The sequence below is a fragment of the Bdellovibrio bacteriovorus genome (genome assembly GCF_001592755.1).
Taxonomy (GTDB): Bacteria; Bdellovibrionota; Bdellovibrionia; order Bdellovibrionales; family Bdellovibrionaceae; genus Bdellovibrio; species Bdellovibrio bacteriovorus_E.
In genome coordinates this window covers 82,221-98,461 of sequence record NZ_LUKF01000017.1, presented here as the reverse complement: position 1 = coordinate 98,461, position 16,241 = coordinate 82,221, and the positions used below count along the sequence as shown (strand labels likewise).

Below are 16,241 nucleotides of genomic sequence, written 5' to 3'. Positions count from 1 at the left end.
AATGGGGTAACTTATGAAAACGATTCTTTCATTTTTTGCGACAATCTTGTTTGGTGCGAATGCTTTTACTCAGCAGACTTCCGCTGAGCTTACATGCCGCGCTTCCGCTAAAGAAATCGCGATGCAAACTTACTCTGCGTGTATCACAGAGGCTCGCAACAACCAGGTCGAAGAAATCCGAAAAAACTATCAAAAAGAGCTTTCTGAGCTGAAAGCCAAATACGATAAAGAGTTGAAAAAGATGGGCGGAAAGAAATCCGCAAAAAACTCAGCTCCGACAGTTAAAGAGGTTCAAGCTGCTCGACCAGTTAAAGGTATTGCTAAAGAACTTCCTGGCAGAACCGCTATTACAACGGAAACAGCCCCGGTACAGACAGTATCTGAAGGCACGAAAGTTGTTACAGTGGGCTCTGAAGACGCTCCAAACGCTTTAGAACAAGAAGCCTCTGACGCGGATCAGGTTGAAATCGTCGAAATGCCCGTCGAATAACCGCCGTTCTCGTTGATTTTCCTCCCAGACAGGTCTAAAAAGTGTATTCTTAAAGAAATTTCTGGGAGGAACCCCATGGGTGAGTTTAGCCTTACGCACATTCTACTTCTTGCAATTCTTGGTTTGATTTTCTTTGGACCAAGCCGTCTTCCACAATTGGGACAAGGTTTGGGTAAAGCCATCCGTGGTTTTAAACAAGGTCTTAATGAAATCGACGTGGATCCAAAAGACATCCAGGATCACAAACAAGTGAACCACACGTCTCAACAAACGACTCAATCGCAAAAACAAACAGAAACACAAAATTCTTAATTGTTTTTATCGGAAAGCCTTCACAGATTTGCTGAGGGCTTTTCTCCTAACGTATCTGAAATGATACTCAAAGCTCCCGCCTTTAAGTAAGCTTCGGCCTTTTCTTTATCATTCACCGTCCAGAGCGCCACTGGCACTTTTCTTTTCTGCCACCGCTTTAAGTCTTCGACACTGACATAGTGATAATCCAAATGCAAAGCGTGAATACGCACATAGGGTGCCAGCCACAGATGCTTTAAATAGATTTTATTTTCTGGTTCTTCTTCTTGCGTTGCTAAAAGCGCGCGCGGGACCTGTGGCAGAAGACGACTGAGTCTCCATAAAGATAAAGGGTTAAAGCTTGAAAAGAGGACCCGCTTTTCCATTTTATATTTTTTAATTAAATCAGCGACAGCTCTTTCTAAAGTTCCATCCCACATGGCTGAAGTCTTCAATTCGATATTGATAAACGAAGGAATAAGTTCAGACTGAAAAACCTCTTCAAGACTGGGGGCTCCAGCTTCCGCTCTTAATTCTGTCGCCGTCATATGCAAAACGATCTTTTCTATTTCTTTAAGGCGTTTCAAATCCGTGTCGTGAAAAACAACCGGCACACCATCGCCAGACAATCGGATGTCCAACTCGATCATCATCAGGCCCCGTCGTTTTGCTGCCTCAAAAGACGCTAGAGTGTTTTCTTGAGCTCCACCCTTCCAGTAGCCTCGATGCCCTTGGTAAGGAGGAGGTTTCACCGCACCTTCTGGCCAAGGTAAAGCTTTCCATGTGAAGTGTTTTATGAAAAGAAAGAGTCCCAGCAGTAAGAGCGCGACGAAAAAAATCATCACTTCCTCTTATCCTCAACAAACACCGGCGTCTCACGAGTTCCCTCAATGATCCAGCGACGATGAACTTTGCCTTCGCGATTGTGCACTTGACCCTTTAAGCGGCCTTCCTCATTCCATGATCCCTCTGTCAGCAATCGACCGTTTCTACTGGTGTGCGCTTGGAAGTTCTTCCACGTTAAATTCTGAAGACTTTTAAACTGAAACTGCCCCGTCAGGTCGGACATGGTTAAAGTATTTCCGTTCCACCATGCAGGTTCCGTTACTTGCTTTAAAATTCCAGCTCCCGCAGAGGTGTCACTGACTTTCAGTGTGCGGACCTGGGTGTTAAGTTGAACTTCGCCATGAGCCCAATCCAAAGTCGCTTTGGTTTTATTAAACTGCATGCCTTCGACATTCATGGCGTCGACACGCACAAGGCCTTTTAAGAAATCCAGCTGTCCTTTTTTTAAACGAATATCGCCATCGATGCTGACAAGACCGACTTCTCCACCATTGGTCATCAAGCTTTGCACCGGGGCTGCAAAAGAAATTTCATCCACACCCGCTTTGATATCGATCTCTTCAAAATCACGGTCCGCTTTGACTTTCACATCCCCGATGAAAACGCCGCCACGTGGTTCAACACGCTTTACTTGAAAGTTCCAGGTATCGCCATCAAGACTGATATCACCCACCATGTTTTCGATGACTTGTGTTTCTCTTTGGCCTTTATTTGAAAATACGAATTCCAGCCCGCGATGTTCTCCGGACATTTTCATCTTCCGATCCGAATGAATTTCGGCGCGGCCCGTGAAGCTTCCAAGATCCCCTAGAACACTTGTGTCCTTAGGACGATTCAACAGCACTAAGAGCTTTGCAATATCCAGCCTCTTTACATCCACGATAATTGGCGAATATTTCAAAGGCTCTAAAGCTGTGATGTCGATTTTATCGACCTTCATTTCACCCAGGTCGCCTTCAAGTCTTAAATCACGCACTTCCAAAGGAATCTTGTAAAGATCATCAAGAGCTCCCATCATGCGAGCCTTAGAAGAGATCCACACTTGACGACCGTTTAAATCCTTTGAAGCCAGGTTGTACTTTTGAAGAATGCCCAAGATTTGACTTAAAGGAATGTGTTTTAAGTCCGACTCGATGGCCAGCATGCGGTCATCAATGGTGTAGTTGGCGATAATACTGTAATGCCCTTCGCGCCAGTTTCCGAAGAAATGCGTCTGCACAGTGGCTTCAGGGGATTCTTTGTACTGCATGTACAAATTAGCATGGGAAAGATAGTCTCCGACCTGATCGTCTTTCAGCAGATGACTTTTCGCCGTGAGTTCGATCACGCGGGGTTCGAAAGATTTCACCTTCACGGCAAAATTCAAAAGTTCAGAATAATACTGCGGGTACTTTTCTGCGGTGATGCGCAGTTTTTGTACGAAAACTCCACTGATGTCATTGCGGTATTTCGTTGAAGGCTCTGACGGAGTTAAGCTCACCAGCGGCGCTGCAACAGTCCCGTTTTCTTGCATTTGCTCTGACTCTTCGGCAGCACAATCTTTAATACTATTTCGTAGATTCAATTGCACAAGATTGGCTTCAATATTCTTTATCGGACCACGGCCTCTCAAAACATTCAAAAACGAAAATGGCAAACGCAACTCATCCACTTCAAGAACCGGAGCTCCCCAACATTCTTTTGCGGACTCCATACGCACACCGGTGATAATCACCGCGATACGTGGAAGAATTCCATCAGCCAAACTAAAGTGGGCCGAGTTGAAAGTGACTTTGATGTCTTTGTGAATGTGGCTCGCTGCTTTTTCAATTCGGGCCGCTACACGCGAGGGCGACAACAATGACTTCGTTGTATAGCCAATGAAAAACGCCAATAAAAAGCCTGAAATAAGAAGGACCATTCCAGGCTGTTCAGCAATGAGATGTTTATCAGATGCGGAGCGAGAGTAAGAGCGTTTGCGCGAGTCCATGACCTATTGTCTCTTGGAGGCCATGGACCGACAATGTCTTTTCAAAGAAAATTACTTATAGTGGAAGTTAAGAACTTCGAATTCTTTGTCACCTTTGGGGCTTTGCACCGTAACTGTGTCACCCACACGTTTACCGATCAAAGCACGAGCCAATGGAGAAAGGATAGAGATCAAACCACCTTTAACGTCAGATTCATCGACGCCTACGATTTGATAAGTCACTTCCTCTTCAGATTCCGTGTCCACGATTTGAACAACCGCACCGAAAACAATGCGATCTGCTTTGATTTGAGCCGTATCGATAACTTCAGCGCCGGCAAGTTTGCCTTGAATTTCAGCAATACGACCTTCGATCATAGCTTGGCGTTCTTTTGCAGACTCATATTCTGCATTTTCTGAGATATCGCCTTGAGCGCGAGCTTCTTCGATCGCGCGGATCACAGAAGGTCTTTCTTCCAACAGAAGTTTCTTGAGTTCGGCCTCAAGCATCGCTTTTCCGCGAATTGTCATGGGAAGTTTATCAGTAGTATTAGTGGCCATTTCTTCTCCGTTGTTAGAAGGACACTTGTTTTACAGGATTCTCCTGGACTTATCAATGCAATATAACGCACCGCACTTTTGGCCTGTCCACCGTATCCTTTTGCATCGCACGGCATTACAATCGTGAGATGGGCGCCAAAAAGAAGAGCGAAATCATCTGTCGCTGCAACAATATAAGCCGGGAAGCCATTGAAGAAGCGATTCGCAATGGCGCTCATACATTGAACGACATATTCGACACCACTTCAGCTGGCGTTGGCCCTTGCGGAGGTTCTTGCCGTCGCAAACTAGGTCCTCTGCTAGAACATTACCTTAAAAATGGCACCTTCCCCGATAAAATAACCGAGGACCTGACTGGAAAAGTCCCAGGACCCAAGAAAGACTAGGCCGTCTTTTTTCCTAAACGATAATCAATGATTTTTTGAACATTAGGACGGCAGGTGCCGCAATTAGAACTTGCCGATGTCTGACGAGTCACGACTTCCGGTGAATGTGCTCCAGCAACGATCGTCTGATCTACCGTATGAGCGGGAACACTTCGGCAATGACAAAGTTCTTCTTCGTCATAGGGAAAGTTCCACTCTCCACGCAATTTTAAAATCATTTCTTTAAGCAAAAGACTGGAATGATCGTGACCTTCGGGCACGGGCCACTTGCTTAGATCATTTCCAAAATGACGACGCATTTGTTGCATCATTCCCATGAATTCAGAGCAGCCCAAAATAGAGACTTTTTTAATAGCTCCTGGTTTCTGAAGATTTTCACCTTCACAATCTACTTCAATTAAATCTCGGCCTTCGAGTTCCACTTTGATTTTCATAGGAATACTTATTTTAGATGGAAGTCTGTCATCGTCCAAGGCCAGTTATTGTTATCAATCAATCCCACCTAGGTCTTGTCGTCCCTACAAATTAAAGGGACAATAGTGGGATGAGCTCAGGCCTATTGCGAGTGGAACTCGTCCCTATCTTTGAAGACAACTACGTGTTCATTTTGATTGATGAAGATGAGCGCAAAGCTTTGATCGTGGATCCCGGCGAGGCGCCCCCTATTGTTCAGTATCTGAAAGACCGAGAGCTCACTTTGGATGGCGTTCTTCTGACCCATCACCACAACGATCATATCGGTGGCACGAAAGAGCTTGTCGAAGCTTTTAAAGCCCCGATCTATGCCCCCTTGAAAAATAAGAATCAAATCCCCTTTGCCTCTGAATACGTGCAAGAGGGCGACAAAGTTCAACTTGGAAGCTTTTCTTTTTCAGTGATGGAACTTCCCGGTCACACCTTGGGACACGTCGCCTACTGGTGTGCCGATAAAAAGTGGCTTTTTTCTGGAGATGTGCTTTTTGGATTAGGCTGTGGACGTCTTTTTGAAGGCACTTACGATCAGATGTATCAAAGCTTGCAACGTATTAAAGCGTTACCTCCAGAAACTCTGGTTTACTGCACTCACGAATATACAGAAACCAATCTTCAGTTCTGTAAGATGCTTTCTAGCTTGGATGATTCACCGATCACGGGCGATGATGAAGACTTAGAGCTTTACGAAAACGAACTCACCAACAGACGCGGCCTTGATATCCCGAGCGTCCCTTTAAAACTTTTTATCGAAAAAAAGGTCAATCCGTTTTTACTTGCACGCAATGTGCAGCAGTTCACTTATTTACGCGAACTGCGCAACAAAGGTTGATTTTAGATTATAAATACCAAGATAGATTCACGCCCAGCTCTTGAGGTGAATTGACTTGTTTGTAATTCACGGTCTGCCCGCCGATAGAAGAGGTGCGGTCATAGATCACATACTGTGAATTCAAAATATTTCTGACGTAAAAATCCACGCCCATATTCCATTGGCTTAAAGCATACTGAACGGTGCCATCCCAATAGAATTGCTCCGGAGAATCAATCGTATTTTCGGCATTGCCGTAAGATGTTCCCAAGTATCTTAGTGTGCTTGTGAGAGTCCATTCAGCACTGACTTGATACCCGTAATTGATCTTACCCGTCCAGTTAGGTGCGAATGGAAATTCATTGTTCGAATAATCTTTTGTTCCGCTGACGAAGTCCTTAAAGCGAGTTTTCACGTAACCCGCGCCCACGGTGACTTGGTGGCGAACAGCGGGAGTCATCGTCAGCTCGACCTCTGCACCATAAAGCTCAGACGAAGCCGCATTGACGACTTGGGTATCAAAGATGTCGCTCGAAAGCTGAACCAAGACTTGTTGGTCTTGCCAGTCTGTATAAAAAACGTTGGAGCTTAAAGTTCCAAAGCTTTCAGCGAGCTTGTAAGACAATTCATAGTTGTTCGTTTTTTCGGGATCGTACTTATCTACTTGAACACGCTTACGGTTGATACTTAAGCCACCCGTTCTATACCCTTCTGAATAAGTTAAGCCGTACGTATGTTGATCCTGAGTGATCATGTACGCCACTTTGGGAAGAAGAATGGAATTTTCGTCAGTATCTTCGTAGCTGCCCGATACGCTGTTCAAGTAATTATCGACAACCGCATTCATCCCGGCACCTAAGTTTTGAGTTCTCGTCGCGTCGACCAAAGCACCGTATTTGTTTTTCACGAACTCATAACGCAGGCCCAGGTTGATCGATTGATTCTGGGTAAACTTCCAAAGATAAGAATCAAATAGGGCAAAGACCGTGCGGTATTTTTCAGTTTCTTGAATGGAATCAATCGGCGTATAGACGTTGCCAGGTAGCGGGTACAGAATATTAAAGTGCGCATAGTCTTTAAGATAATAATCGTGCGCGTGGAAACCCAAGACGTTTTTCACATTCGCACTTTGGTATTTTAAAAGATTTTCGATGCTGATGAAACGGTCGTTATGTTCTTCGGTACGTACGCCCGCTGAAGGGTTGCTTGTACCGTCGGCATCACTTGTTTCATCGTTTTTCGCCATTGAGTACGCAGCGATAGTTTCGTTTCTCCACGACTCATTGATTTGTTTTGAATAAGTCAAAGAGGTCTGTTGATTGTTTGTCTTGCTGTCAGAATCAACGTCTTCACTCACTTCATAATCAAACGGATTGGCGCTTTGCACGTAGTTTCCGCCTGTTTCGTTTTGAAAGAGTTTTGTATTCCAACGAAGAAAATCCGTGGCGTTAAGGTCGTAAACCAAGTCCACTGTTAAAGCGTCTTTTGATTTTTTGCCCCATTTGGAATTGTTCGTCGTGATGTTTTTGATAAAGCCGTCATCTTGATCGTGATTATAAGAAATACGACCTTTGAGGGCGCCTTCAAGCCAAGCCGTATTTCCCAAAGCGGCTAAGTTGAAGTGGTTGTAACTTCCATACCCCAAACGTCCCATCACTTCGTTTTGCTCCGAAGGCTTGTTATGGAAAAGCAAAATACTTCCTGCCAAGGAATTCACACCTTGAGTTGTCGACTGAGGCCCTCGGTAAAGCTCCAGTTGTTCTGTGTCCCACAGCTCGAAGCTTCCTGCTTTGATCGCCAGATCTGTTTGAAAGACGTTGTCGATAATAACGGATGAAAGATTGTCTTTTTGGAAGCCCGTGACACCCGTATTATTAATACCGCGAATACTAAAGCTGTCGTCATTCTTGTTCACGGTGACGTTCGGAGCGGCGTTAATCACCTGCAAAGAATCCTTTTGCACCGGAGCATCAACTTCATTGCTCTTTAGAACCGAAATACTTTCAGTACTTTCTTGATAAGTTTTATTTTCTTTATTTCCCTGAACCTGGATACCTTCAATGCGGCTTTCGGTGGGCTCTGTGGCTGCAGGTGGAGTCTCGGAAGGCGTTGTTGTTTCAGCATCTTGGGCTAAAACGCTGATCGGAAGAAGCAATAATAGAAGGGCTAGTCTTTTCATAGTGTCACCTAGGTGTATGTCGTAAAATTTGGTACTGCTCTGTTGATAGGGAAAACTTCTTTTTGCATTAAATCGTTGATGATTTTCGCCGAACGCCACGCCATCAGACTTGTTTGTGGTTCTGAAATCCCGTGACCGTGACGGCTAAAGTTCAAGGCATAAACTTTGTTTTTCTCGGACCCCTTCCAGGAAACCTGGAAGTTTTCTTTCATGATGAAACGTCCGTCGCCATCAAATTCAATCAAGGTGCGCAACGGTTCAATAATATTTGGAATATTGACTCGGAAGCCTGTGCTTAGAATCACCGTATCCGCATTCGAAGTTTCTTCAGCTTTATTGAAGCCGTTTTTAATATTCAAGGTGTAACGCTCTCCCCACTTTTGCATGCTTGTCACACGACGATAGGGAAGAATTTGAATATCGCGGGAATCACCCCACACGTGCTTTAACTGATAAAGATCGCGATACAGTGTATCTAAGTATTCTGGAGTATTTCCGTCACTCGCAAGCTTTTGATACTTCACGATAGGATCTTTTAAGGATTGATCCAGTTGCAAGAACTCATGCACGTAGGAAGGCGCAAAGTATTCGTTCACAAATGGAGAATTATCTAGGGGTTCTAGATTGGGGCGACTAGCAATCAATTTCAAACTTTTCGGATGCCCCCATTTTCCTTGAAGACAATTGCGGAAAATCTCTAGGCCCGTTTGACCACCACCCACAACGACAACGTCTTTATTCGTGGCATCTAATACTTTGATGTAACTGGATTTAGCATGGAAAACATCGGGACCTTCCAGTTCTTTCGCAAAATCTGGCAAATGCGGAACAAGGCCTGTGCCGATGCAGATATTTGTCGCCGTATATGTTTCATTATTAATTTGCAAAATGAACTTCTCGCCATCATAGCGCACAGACTGCACTTCACTGTCGAAGTGAAGATGTTCAGGCATATTTTGGCTGACCCATTGACAGTACATTTCAAATTCACGACGTGTGATGGTTTTACGATTCGTGTTGATGAACGAATAAAACAATCCCTTTTGCACCAGATAGTTCATGAAAGTGAACGGGCTTGTAGGATCAGCCGCCGTAACCAGATCTTTAAGATAAGACGTCTGCATTTCAGAGTCGGCGAACATGATTTCAGAATGCCAATCAAAACGGTGCTTACGATCAAAAAACGCAAACTTAATGCCCGGAGTTTTGTGCAGAAGAGCGGCCACACTTAAATTAAAAAGACCGATACCGAGTCCGATTAGGTCATAATGTCTGTTCATAAACTCACCTTTTTCAACGCCTGGGCAATCGGATTCACTAAATCATCGCCCAGTATTGGCAGCGGACGCTCGGCAGAATCCGCGTAGCCAATCTTAAATCGCACTTTATTCACCAACACGCGGTGAAACTTTTCCTGCAGAAGATCCACGCTCTTAAAGTCTTTTGAAGTCGCGAGCGCAGGATTTTTCTGTAAATAGTCTTGCAGACATTGTCCGAGAACTGCGTAAAACTTGTCCTCGGGATATTTATCGCATTCTTGCAAAGTTTCAGAGATAAATCGTAAGACCGTGACTAAATGACCAGTCAAAAGATCATGAATCAAATAGTGTTTCGGTAAACGAGTCAGATCAAATCCAGAAAGAGCCTCGGAATCCTGGCTCAGTCGCAAATCACCCTGAAAATCTTTTAGGAAAAGCCCTACAGGCGTGTGATTTTTCATACGCACAACGACGTTCTGCCCATGAGCCACAAGCCCCACCCCGTGTTGAACTTGAAGGTGATAAAGCGGAATGAAAACACTATTGAAATATGCTTTTAGCCACTCGTCGGTGCTCAACCCCGATTTTTCAATATAGGCGCCGACCAAAGAACGACCGCTTTCGTCGACGTGGAAAAGACTTCCCGCGATTAATGCCTTCTCACCGTCCTTTAAGTGCGAAGAAGAGCTTTGGCGCCACAAAACACCCAAGAACTCGTTATAGCGATACGGGGCTTCCCCTATTTGTTGGTAAAGAGGATGAGAAACCGAAATACCCGCTTTTTCTTCTAGGACGGTGACGGCGCTAAGTTGATGATCACCGCGACAAAGCGCTGTCAGCGCATGACTGAGCGCGGGCCCCTGCTTCATGTATTTACCTGGGATGCCACGAATCGCTGACGTATTTAAAATCGTGATCGGAAGTTTTACGTCTAAATTTTTAGGACGAGAAATATTTGAAAAAGTGCGAAGACTGATCTGTGGAATGTACCGATCACCCCAAGTTCCCAAATAATGTGCTTTCCCCGTGTGGAGATATTCGGCAAACTGAATTTTTATGTAACGCTCCCATTGCCATGGGTGAACCGGGACAAAATAGACATCGGCTTCTTTGATAGATTTTTTGGTAAGTTCTAATTTAAATGCGTCTACGTCTTGAATGCATTCTGCTAAAAAGGCCTCACCTTCTAACGAGGTATCAATTCCCGCAAGACACAATGACCGGTTCACGGCAAGCCATGCAAACTGAATGGGCTTTTGAAATTCAGGACCATACTGATCTTGATCGTTCGCGCTCCAACCGATGCGTCCCTTGTTAAGTAAAATCTTAGGATGCCCTTTCAGAACTGTTTGCACGGATTCACCGCTCATGTCGGTGATTTGTTCTAGACTGTAACCACGATTTCTTTGCAGGATATGCAGATCCGCGTAAAGCGTGTTGTGCATTTCTTCTAAAAAATTACCAAGAATGATATCGTCCATTCCGGTCTCTTTTTGAATATCGATGAAAAACTGCCCCGCGCTTTCGGCTAATTTGCCGTTGCGAAGAATGCTGCCCGCTTGCACTTTCAAATCAGTCCAAGCGCCACGCCAAGCTTGAAAACTGTAGTTGACGCCTGAAGAAAGTTTCACTTCATAAGGACCGACTGTAGATTCCTCGCGAGTCTCTGTCGCAACAGGATTCAGAACCTGTTCATAGGTCAACTCTTGCAAACTTTTTGCGATCATTTGCAAATTGATTTTTCGCCAGTCGGTCACAGACATCATAGATAGTTATTCCCAAAGAAAAGTTCACGCTTGCATTCAAGCAAGGCTGCACGTTTGTGAGGGAAATCAAATTCCTTCACTTTTCTCCACGCTTTAAATGTTTCCAGATACTTCAACACATTCGTATTGTCAGAGCGAGGTTCTGCCATGATTTTACGTGTGCGAGGCTCTTCCAAGAAAAGATAGTGACATACAGCTTTTAAAATCGCGTCTGTGTTTTTAAAACCTAGCACTTCGATATTTCCGATAAGAAAATGGAAGCCACGGTCAAAAGCTTCAGAGTCATAGTAGGGCCCCAGGCGGTCTTCCTTCGTCCAATACATTTCAAAGTAACCAATCGGAGTTTCATCAAACTCTAAGATCACCGGGAATTGATGAGGGTCTTGAAGACCTTTTTTTAAGTAGTCGCGCAATTCTTCTTTCGGCTTATCAAGTTCCCAGAATTTGAGGACGCGAGGTTGATTGTGCCACTCGTGGAAAATATCCAGGTCTTTTTCAATATCAGCAACTCGGAAACGCAAAACTTTATCGATCCCCGGGATGGTTCTTTGATAAAGCACTTGGCCTTCTTGAATACGCGAACGGACAGGATGCTGTACTTCTTTAGTTTCAGTCCAACGCTCAGGACCGACGTTTTCAAGACCATTATGAACCCATAGAGGACGAAGTTGGAAGAAGTCCGTACGACTGACTTCCAATGAATCTGTCTTTGAAGCCAAAAGGTTTTTTAGTTCTGGATGAGCCGAAGATAAAGAAATTTTCTGACAAGCGGGATCCAAACCAAACAGAGCTTCAAGAGTCGCTAAAGCGCCCGTTAAAGAAATAGACGTTTCTAAAGACACAATCTTCGTTTGCTCTGTTTGATCTAATTTAAAGTTCCAAGCTTGAGCACCCGTTTTCACAGTACCGCCCGAAGGTTCTAAAGAAACTTGAAAGTTTTCGGCCGTCGCGCAGGCATAGGTTTTAAATACTTGTATCGTGCTCATAGAACGGTCTCCGTTTTCTTTGTAGCAAGAGGATTATCAATTAAATTGTAAATCGCCAGAGGGTTGGTGGCGGTATTTTCATTCAAGTTTTGCAGACTGCAAATGAAGTTTCCCTTTTGATAGATACGTGCCTCTTTAAGGACGTAATCTAAAAAGCTTGAGTCCGGCAAGGTGGGCTTATTCATACTTGTCATAAACTCGATAAGCATTTCTAAAAGACGCTCTTCACTCACGCCGTTGGGATGTGATAAAGCGGCCATCACGTTCCATGTCGAGTTTACTAGAAGGTAGTAAGCAAAAAGAATATTGCCCTTGTTATCTAGGACATTGCCATTTTCGCGGGTTAAAGAAGCCACGTCTTGGTGAAAGAGTTTAAAGCCATGCTCGCTATAACCTGTGCCCTGGCAATCGCGGAAGTAGGCTTTGACCGGCAAGCCGTCTTTGATTTGCAAAATCATATTCTGCTGATGGGCGCCTAATAAAACGCCGTACTCGGATTGCGCAACTACGAAAGGCCTTAGAGCTACGTGAAGATACTGTTGAAACCACTGTTCACTAGCTTTTGCTAAAGAGACCTTCGACAAACCCGCGTGCTTTTCCACCTGTTGCCAAATCAAGGTTTCGCCACCTAATGGGTTGTCTTGAGCTAAAGTGGACACCACAATGTTTTCAAACGCCGCTTCTTCCTTCTGGAATGGATTTTCGCGACAAACCACGATGCTCTCAGAAATAATACCGCCTTGTTGATTTTTAAGAGCGGCAAACGCAGGTTCAAAGATAATTTCAAACTGCGGATGTTCTTTGCGGAATTGTTGACCGGTCGCTGTGTTCATCACGTCATAGACTTGAAGGCCTCTAACAACTTCGACGTCCGTCAGGTGACGAATTGAATTCGTCAGTCTGAGTGTTAAAGAGAACTTCAGCATATAAGGACTTTGACGAGAGTACACCGAGCGTAAAGAGGAAGTTGGATACCAAGTCTTCGGCGTGCTCAATCTGGCGTCAACGAGCTGTCCTGACTTAAGATAGCTTTGTACAGCCTCGTTTTTTAGAAGATGCTGTGCTTGCCAAGGATGTACGGGGAATGGAATCATGCCTTCAGGAATGACAGAGGATACTTCTGATTCAAAAAGCATTTTCGTCCACGCCGACGTGGTAAAGGACGCTGCTTTTTGTAAATGCAAGATTTCTGGCTTCGCAAAAAACCAATGCAGACCGAAATGCCCGCCCATTTCTGGAGAGTAAATTTCAAAATCCTTGTCATCAAAACCTTCACGCATTTTCGGATACGGGTGAAAGTTGTGACCAATCATCAAGCCCTGCTCCGCCTGTTCAAAAGAGATCTTTTGGCTGTAAAGGTTTTTTAAGTCCTGATGACGAGCTTTTAAAGAAAGCTCCATATTGTGCAAACTGTTCTTCAGACGATCGACGAAAATGCTTTTCTTTTCTGAAGGTTCGTTCCAATGCTGGCACAGAAGATCTAAAATAAGATCGACTGTTGTCTCAAAGCTAATAGCCTCGGTTCCCAGCGCGGATTTAAGAAGAAAGTCTCCTTGATATTCGTGGCGACCCAATAAGGATTTCTTAGCGAGTGGGATCAGTACGGTCCCCTTCTCTGGGACGTCGACAACGATTGCGACTTTTGCGTTTTCTGCAGAAATATTTTGGTAGGAATAATTCTGATACTCTCTAAATAAAGAGTTAAAGAAACAAGAGATCGTATGTTTCAGTGCCAAGCTCTGGAAGTTAGACATACTTCGCCTCGCGGTTTCTGTTTTTATATAACAGGGCAATACTTGCGATCATGAGCACAGAGACCAGAGTCATGACCATTTCAATGCTGATCAGATTTATTTTGAAAGTGAAAGAAGCAATAGCTCCGCCGACCGCATAGCCGATGGTGTTAGCAGCAGCCGCAAGCCCGGCTCTGCGACCGAAATGATCTTGGGAGCCACGAGCCGCCATCAAAGCAAGATAGCAAGGTGGAATCAGGGAAATACCCACCGATAAGAAAGTGATCGCAATCCCGAGCTCTGTTTTGTTTTGCATGTATTGAAGAACAAGACTGCCGAGCAAAAGGCTGACTCCTCCAAAGACCATCGCGCCTTGCCAAGGATTCTTAAAAAGCATTTTCCCGATGGCCTGGGTGACGACAGCAAGTATAGCGCTTCCCAATAATACTTGCGCCATAAGGACGCTCGAATCGGCACTGGTCAGCTCAAAAGTTTTCTTCAAAAGAGATGCTAATGAAAAATTCAAGATACCGATATAGCTCGTGAAAAGCAGAGCTAGAATCACGACGTCTTGAACACGCACCACATCAGACCACCAAGTTTTAATCAGACTTTGTTCTGAAGCCACTGTGCGGTTTGGTAATGATTGTCTAGTTCCAATAATATTAAGAACCAAAAGAACAAAAGACCACATTGTCGCTAATTGCAGAATTCCTAGCATGTTGCTAGCTCCACCTAAAAGCAGAGTGAGCGGACCTAAAGCGCGTCCGATGTTTAAACTCATCGAATTGCTCAGCATGGATTTTAGGGCTGTTTGTTCTGGATGCAGATCAATTTGTAAAGCCTGGGCTACTGGCACAACCGCTGATGCTGTTAGACCGTACAACAAACGACTGCTCCACATTAAAAGTTCGTTTTGCAAAATGGAGCCAGGGTTTAAAAGCAGGAACAGAATTAAACCCGATGAAACAAAAACTCCGAGCATGCCCACAGCTAAGATCTTCATGCGTCCGTAACGATCACTTTGGGCCGCCCAGAAAGGACTGGACCACAAAAACAAAAACGAGCCCACGCTGAAACTCAAGATTACAGAAGAAAGACTTAAGCTTCCCTTCTCCGCCATCAAGGGGATGAAGGTGAAAGTCATCATTTGAACCGCACTGAAAGTGGCGCTATTCAAGTGTCCAAGCAGGCTTCTTAAATTCATACGGATCCTTTACGAAGCCAGCGCACGACCAGGCGAAGAACGAAGTACGCAGGTAAAGCGAGGAAGAGAGCAAGGAGCGTATTCACGAGTCCCGTCGTTAAGAAACTTCCAACGACGGCTGTGACCGAAGTCAGAGCGATGATCGTGGGCATTAAGTACGGACGCTTAAAGAGTCTACCTTTTCCGATGGTTAAAGAAGACTTTGCCGCCGTTGCCGTGCTCGCTGCCCCTTTCTTGCTGCGACGATCCCACCAGATGTACAGGCCTGAGATCGGTAAGAATAAAGAAATCACTGAAAGAATCAGCCACACGATTTTTAAAAACAGACCGCCGTAATTACCAAAGTGAAGCGGTTCAGAAAGCATGGCCGCTTTTAAGTACCACGGTAAAGAGCGAACCTCGGTAAGCTTGCCAGTAACCGCGTCGACAACGACAAGCTCCACCAAGCGCTCCGTCCAAGCGGTATTTCCATGCATCAACACCAAGAAATGCCCTGGTGGAGAAAACTGGGAATTCGGAAACGCCAAGTAATCAAAGCTTGTACCGGGAAGAGCTTTTTGTGCCTCCGCCAAGACAAGATCTAACGAAGCATAAGGAGGCTCCGGAGCTTCCGGATATTGTGCTGTGAGCTTTTGGAGTTCACTGTATTGGAAAACCTTGATGAGCGTTGAAGACACTCCTAAAAGAAGACCTGTAAGCGCAATCATCAATCCCCAGGCAAAAATGCTCATTCCCAAAAAGCGATGAAGGTCGCTATTGAACATGCGTGAGGTGTTTTGGCGAACTTCTCCAAACTGCGTTTTTTTGGCGAAGTTTCCATAAATAAAAAATCCCGAAATAAGAACAAAGGCATAAAGAAGACCAACGAAGCCCACATAGATTTTGCCGTTGGAACCCATGAGGAGTTCACGATGCAGACGCAAAATAAAATCCATTAACGAACTGGTTTTCTGCGGCGCTGCGACTTCCTCGCCTGTGTGAATATTGAAATACACACGGCGAGATTCCCGAAACATTTTTGAGCCATTAAGACCCATGCGAATTTGCGCCACATCCGGGTCGGACTCTTCAATATTGAAGGCTAAGGGGCGATCCGTTGGATAACGAGCTAGAATTTTTTGTAAGTGAGCATCCAATGCGGGAAGCTGGATGGCTTCGTGATGTTCTGCGTGAGACTCCCCGCCTTCGATTTCATCTTTGAAAAGAAGAACCGCACCGGTGGTTATAAACACAAATAAGTGGATAGCGACAAAAAAGCCGGCGTAGATATGAATTTTATAAAAGAGTTTAAAAAAGCGACTTTTCAC

The 16,241-nt window shown here is 44.7% G+C and carries 15 protein-coding genes; 4 read left to right on the top strand and 11 right to left on the bottom strand.

The genetic code is table 11. The features are described 5' to 3' along the window. Positions 1-13: 13 nt before the first annotated feature. A complete protein-coding gene (locus AZI85_RS12880) occupies positions 14-490 on the top strand; it encodes a hypothetical protein (RefSeq protein WP_063244461.1) in 477 nt (158 codons plus the stop codon). A 75-nt stretch (positions 491-565) separates the two neighbouring features. Then, a complete protein-coding gene (locus tag AZI85_RS12875) occupies positions 566-802 on the top strand; it encodes a twin-arginine translocase TatA/TatE family subunit (RefSeq protein WP_063244460.1) in 237 nt (78 codons plus the stop codon). 20 nt (positions 803-822) lie between these two features. On the opposite strand, the gene AZI85_RS12870 is transcribed toward AZI85_RS12875, so the two are convergent. Genes AZI85_RS12870 through greA form a run of 3 tightly spaced genes read right to left on the bottom strand, consistent with a single transcriptional unit; the run spans position 823 to position 4,136 of the window. After that, on the bottom strand, positions 823-1,623 hold the full coding sequence (locus AZI85_RS12870) for a glycerophosphodiester phosphodiesterase (protein WP_063244459.1): 801 nt from the start codon (positions 1,621-1,623) through the stop codon (positions 823-825). Then, positions 1,623-3,596 (bottom strand): hypothetical protein, encoded by a 1,974-nt coding sequence (locus AZI85_RS12865; RefSeq protein ID WP_253720981.1) that lies wholly within the window; start codon positions 3,594-3,596, stop codon positions 1,623-1,625. The genes AZI85_RS12870 and AZI85_RS12865 overlap by 1 nt, the downstream gene beginning before the upstream one ends. A 51-nt stretch (positions 3,597-3,647) precedes the next feature. Continuing rightward, positions 3,648-4,136 carry a transcription elongation factor GreA gene (gene greA, locus AZI85_RS12860; protein ID WP_063244458.1) on the bottom strand — a complete coding sequence of 163 codons (489 nt, stop codon included), beginning with the start codon at positions 4,134-4,136 and terminating at the stop codon, positions 3,648-3,650. Positions 4,137-4,264: 128 nt separating this feature from the next. Between greA and AZI85_RS12855 the strand changes: the two genes are divergently transcribed. Further along, entirely contained in the window at positions 4,265-4,522 is a 258-nt protein-coding gene (locus tag AZI85_RS12855; protein ID WP_063244457.1) for a (2Fe-2S)-binding protein, read from the top strand. On the opposite strand, the gene AZI85_RS12850 is transcribed toward AZI85_RS12855, so the two are convergent. After that, a complete protein-coding gene (locus tag AZI85_RS12850) occupies positions 4,519-4,956 on the bottom strand; it encodes a (2Fe-2S)-binding protein (protein ID WP_063244456.1) in 438 nt (145 codons plus the stop codon). The genes AZI85_RS12855 and AZI85_RS12850 overlap by 4 nt on opposite strands. Before the next feature lie 110 nt (positions 4,957-5,066). On the opposite strand from AZI85_RS12850, the gene gloB reads away from it, so the two are divergent. After that, a complete protein-coding gene (gene gloB / locus AZI85_RS12845; protein ID WP_063244455.1) occupies positions 5,067-5,825 on the top strand; it encodes a hydroxyacylglutathione hydrolase in 759 nt (252 codons plus the stop codon). A gap of 7 nt (positions 5,826-5,832) precedes the next feature. Here the strand turns inward: gloB and AZI85_RS12840 are convergent, their stop codons facing one another. Genes AZI85_RS12840 through AZI85_RS12810 form a run of 7 tightly spaced genes read right to left on the bottom strand, consistent with a single transcriptional unit; the run spans position 5,833 to position 16,241 of the window. Beyond that, entirely contained in the window at positions 5,833-7,983 is a 2,151-nt protein-coding gene (locus tag AZI85_RS12840) for a TonB-dependent receptor (protein WP_063244454.1), read from the bottom strand. A gap of 8 nt (positions 7,984-7,991) precedes the next feature. Further along, positions 7,992-9,263, bottom strand: coding sequence for a lysine N(6)-hydroxylase/L-ornithine N(5)-oxygenase family protein (locus AZI85_RS12835; protein ID WP_063244453.1), 1,272 nt, complete (start codon positions 9,261-9,263; stop codon positions 7,992-7,994). Beyond that, the gene (locus tag AZI85_RS12830; RefSeq protein WP_063244452.1) at positions 9,260-11,008 is read right to left on the bottom strand and encodes an IucA/IucC family protein; all 1,749 of its coding nucleotides are present in this window, start codon (positions 11,006-11,008) and stop codon (positions 9,260-9,262) included. The genes AZI85_RS12835 and AZI85_RS12830 overlap by 4 nt, the downstream gene beginning before the upstream one ends. Then, a complete protein-coding gene (locus AZI85_RS12825; RefSeq protein WP_063244451.1) occupies positions 11,005-11,994 on the bottom strand; it encodes a GNAT family N-acetyltransferase in 990 nt (329 codons plus the stop codon). Before AZI85_RS12825 ends, AZI85_RS12830 begins: the two co-directional genes overlap by 4 nt. Beyond that, a complete protein-coding gene (locus tag AZI85_RS12820) occupies positions 11,991-13,748 on the bottom strand; it encodes an IucA/IucC family protein (RefSeq protein ID WP_063244450.1) in 1,758 nt (585 codons plus the stop codon). Before AZI85_RS12820 ends, AZI85_RS12825 begins: the two co-directional genes overlap by 4 nt. Continuing rightward, positions 13,741-14,934, bottom strand: a complete 1,194-nt coding sequence (locus AZI85_RS12815; RefSeq protein WP_063244449.1) for an MFS transporter — start codon at positions 14,932-14,934, stop codon at positions 13,741-13,743. Before AZI85_RS12815 ends, AZI85_RS12820 begins: the two co-directional genes overlap by 8 nt. Beyond that, complete coding sequence (locus AZI85_RS12810; RefSeq protein WP_063244448.1) at positions 14,931-16,241, bottom strand: PepSY-associated TM helix domain-containing protein; 1,311 nt, start codon at positions 16,239-16,241, stop codon at positions 14,931-14,933. Before AZI85_RS12810 ends, AZI85_RS12815 begins: the two co-directional genes overlap by 4 nt.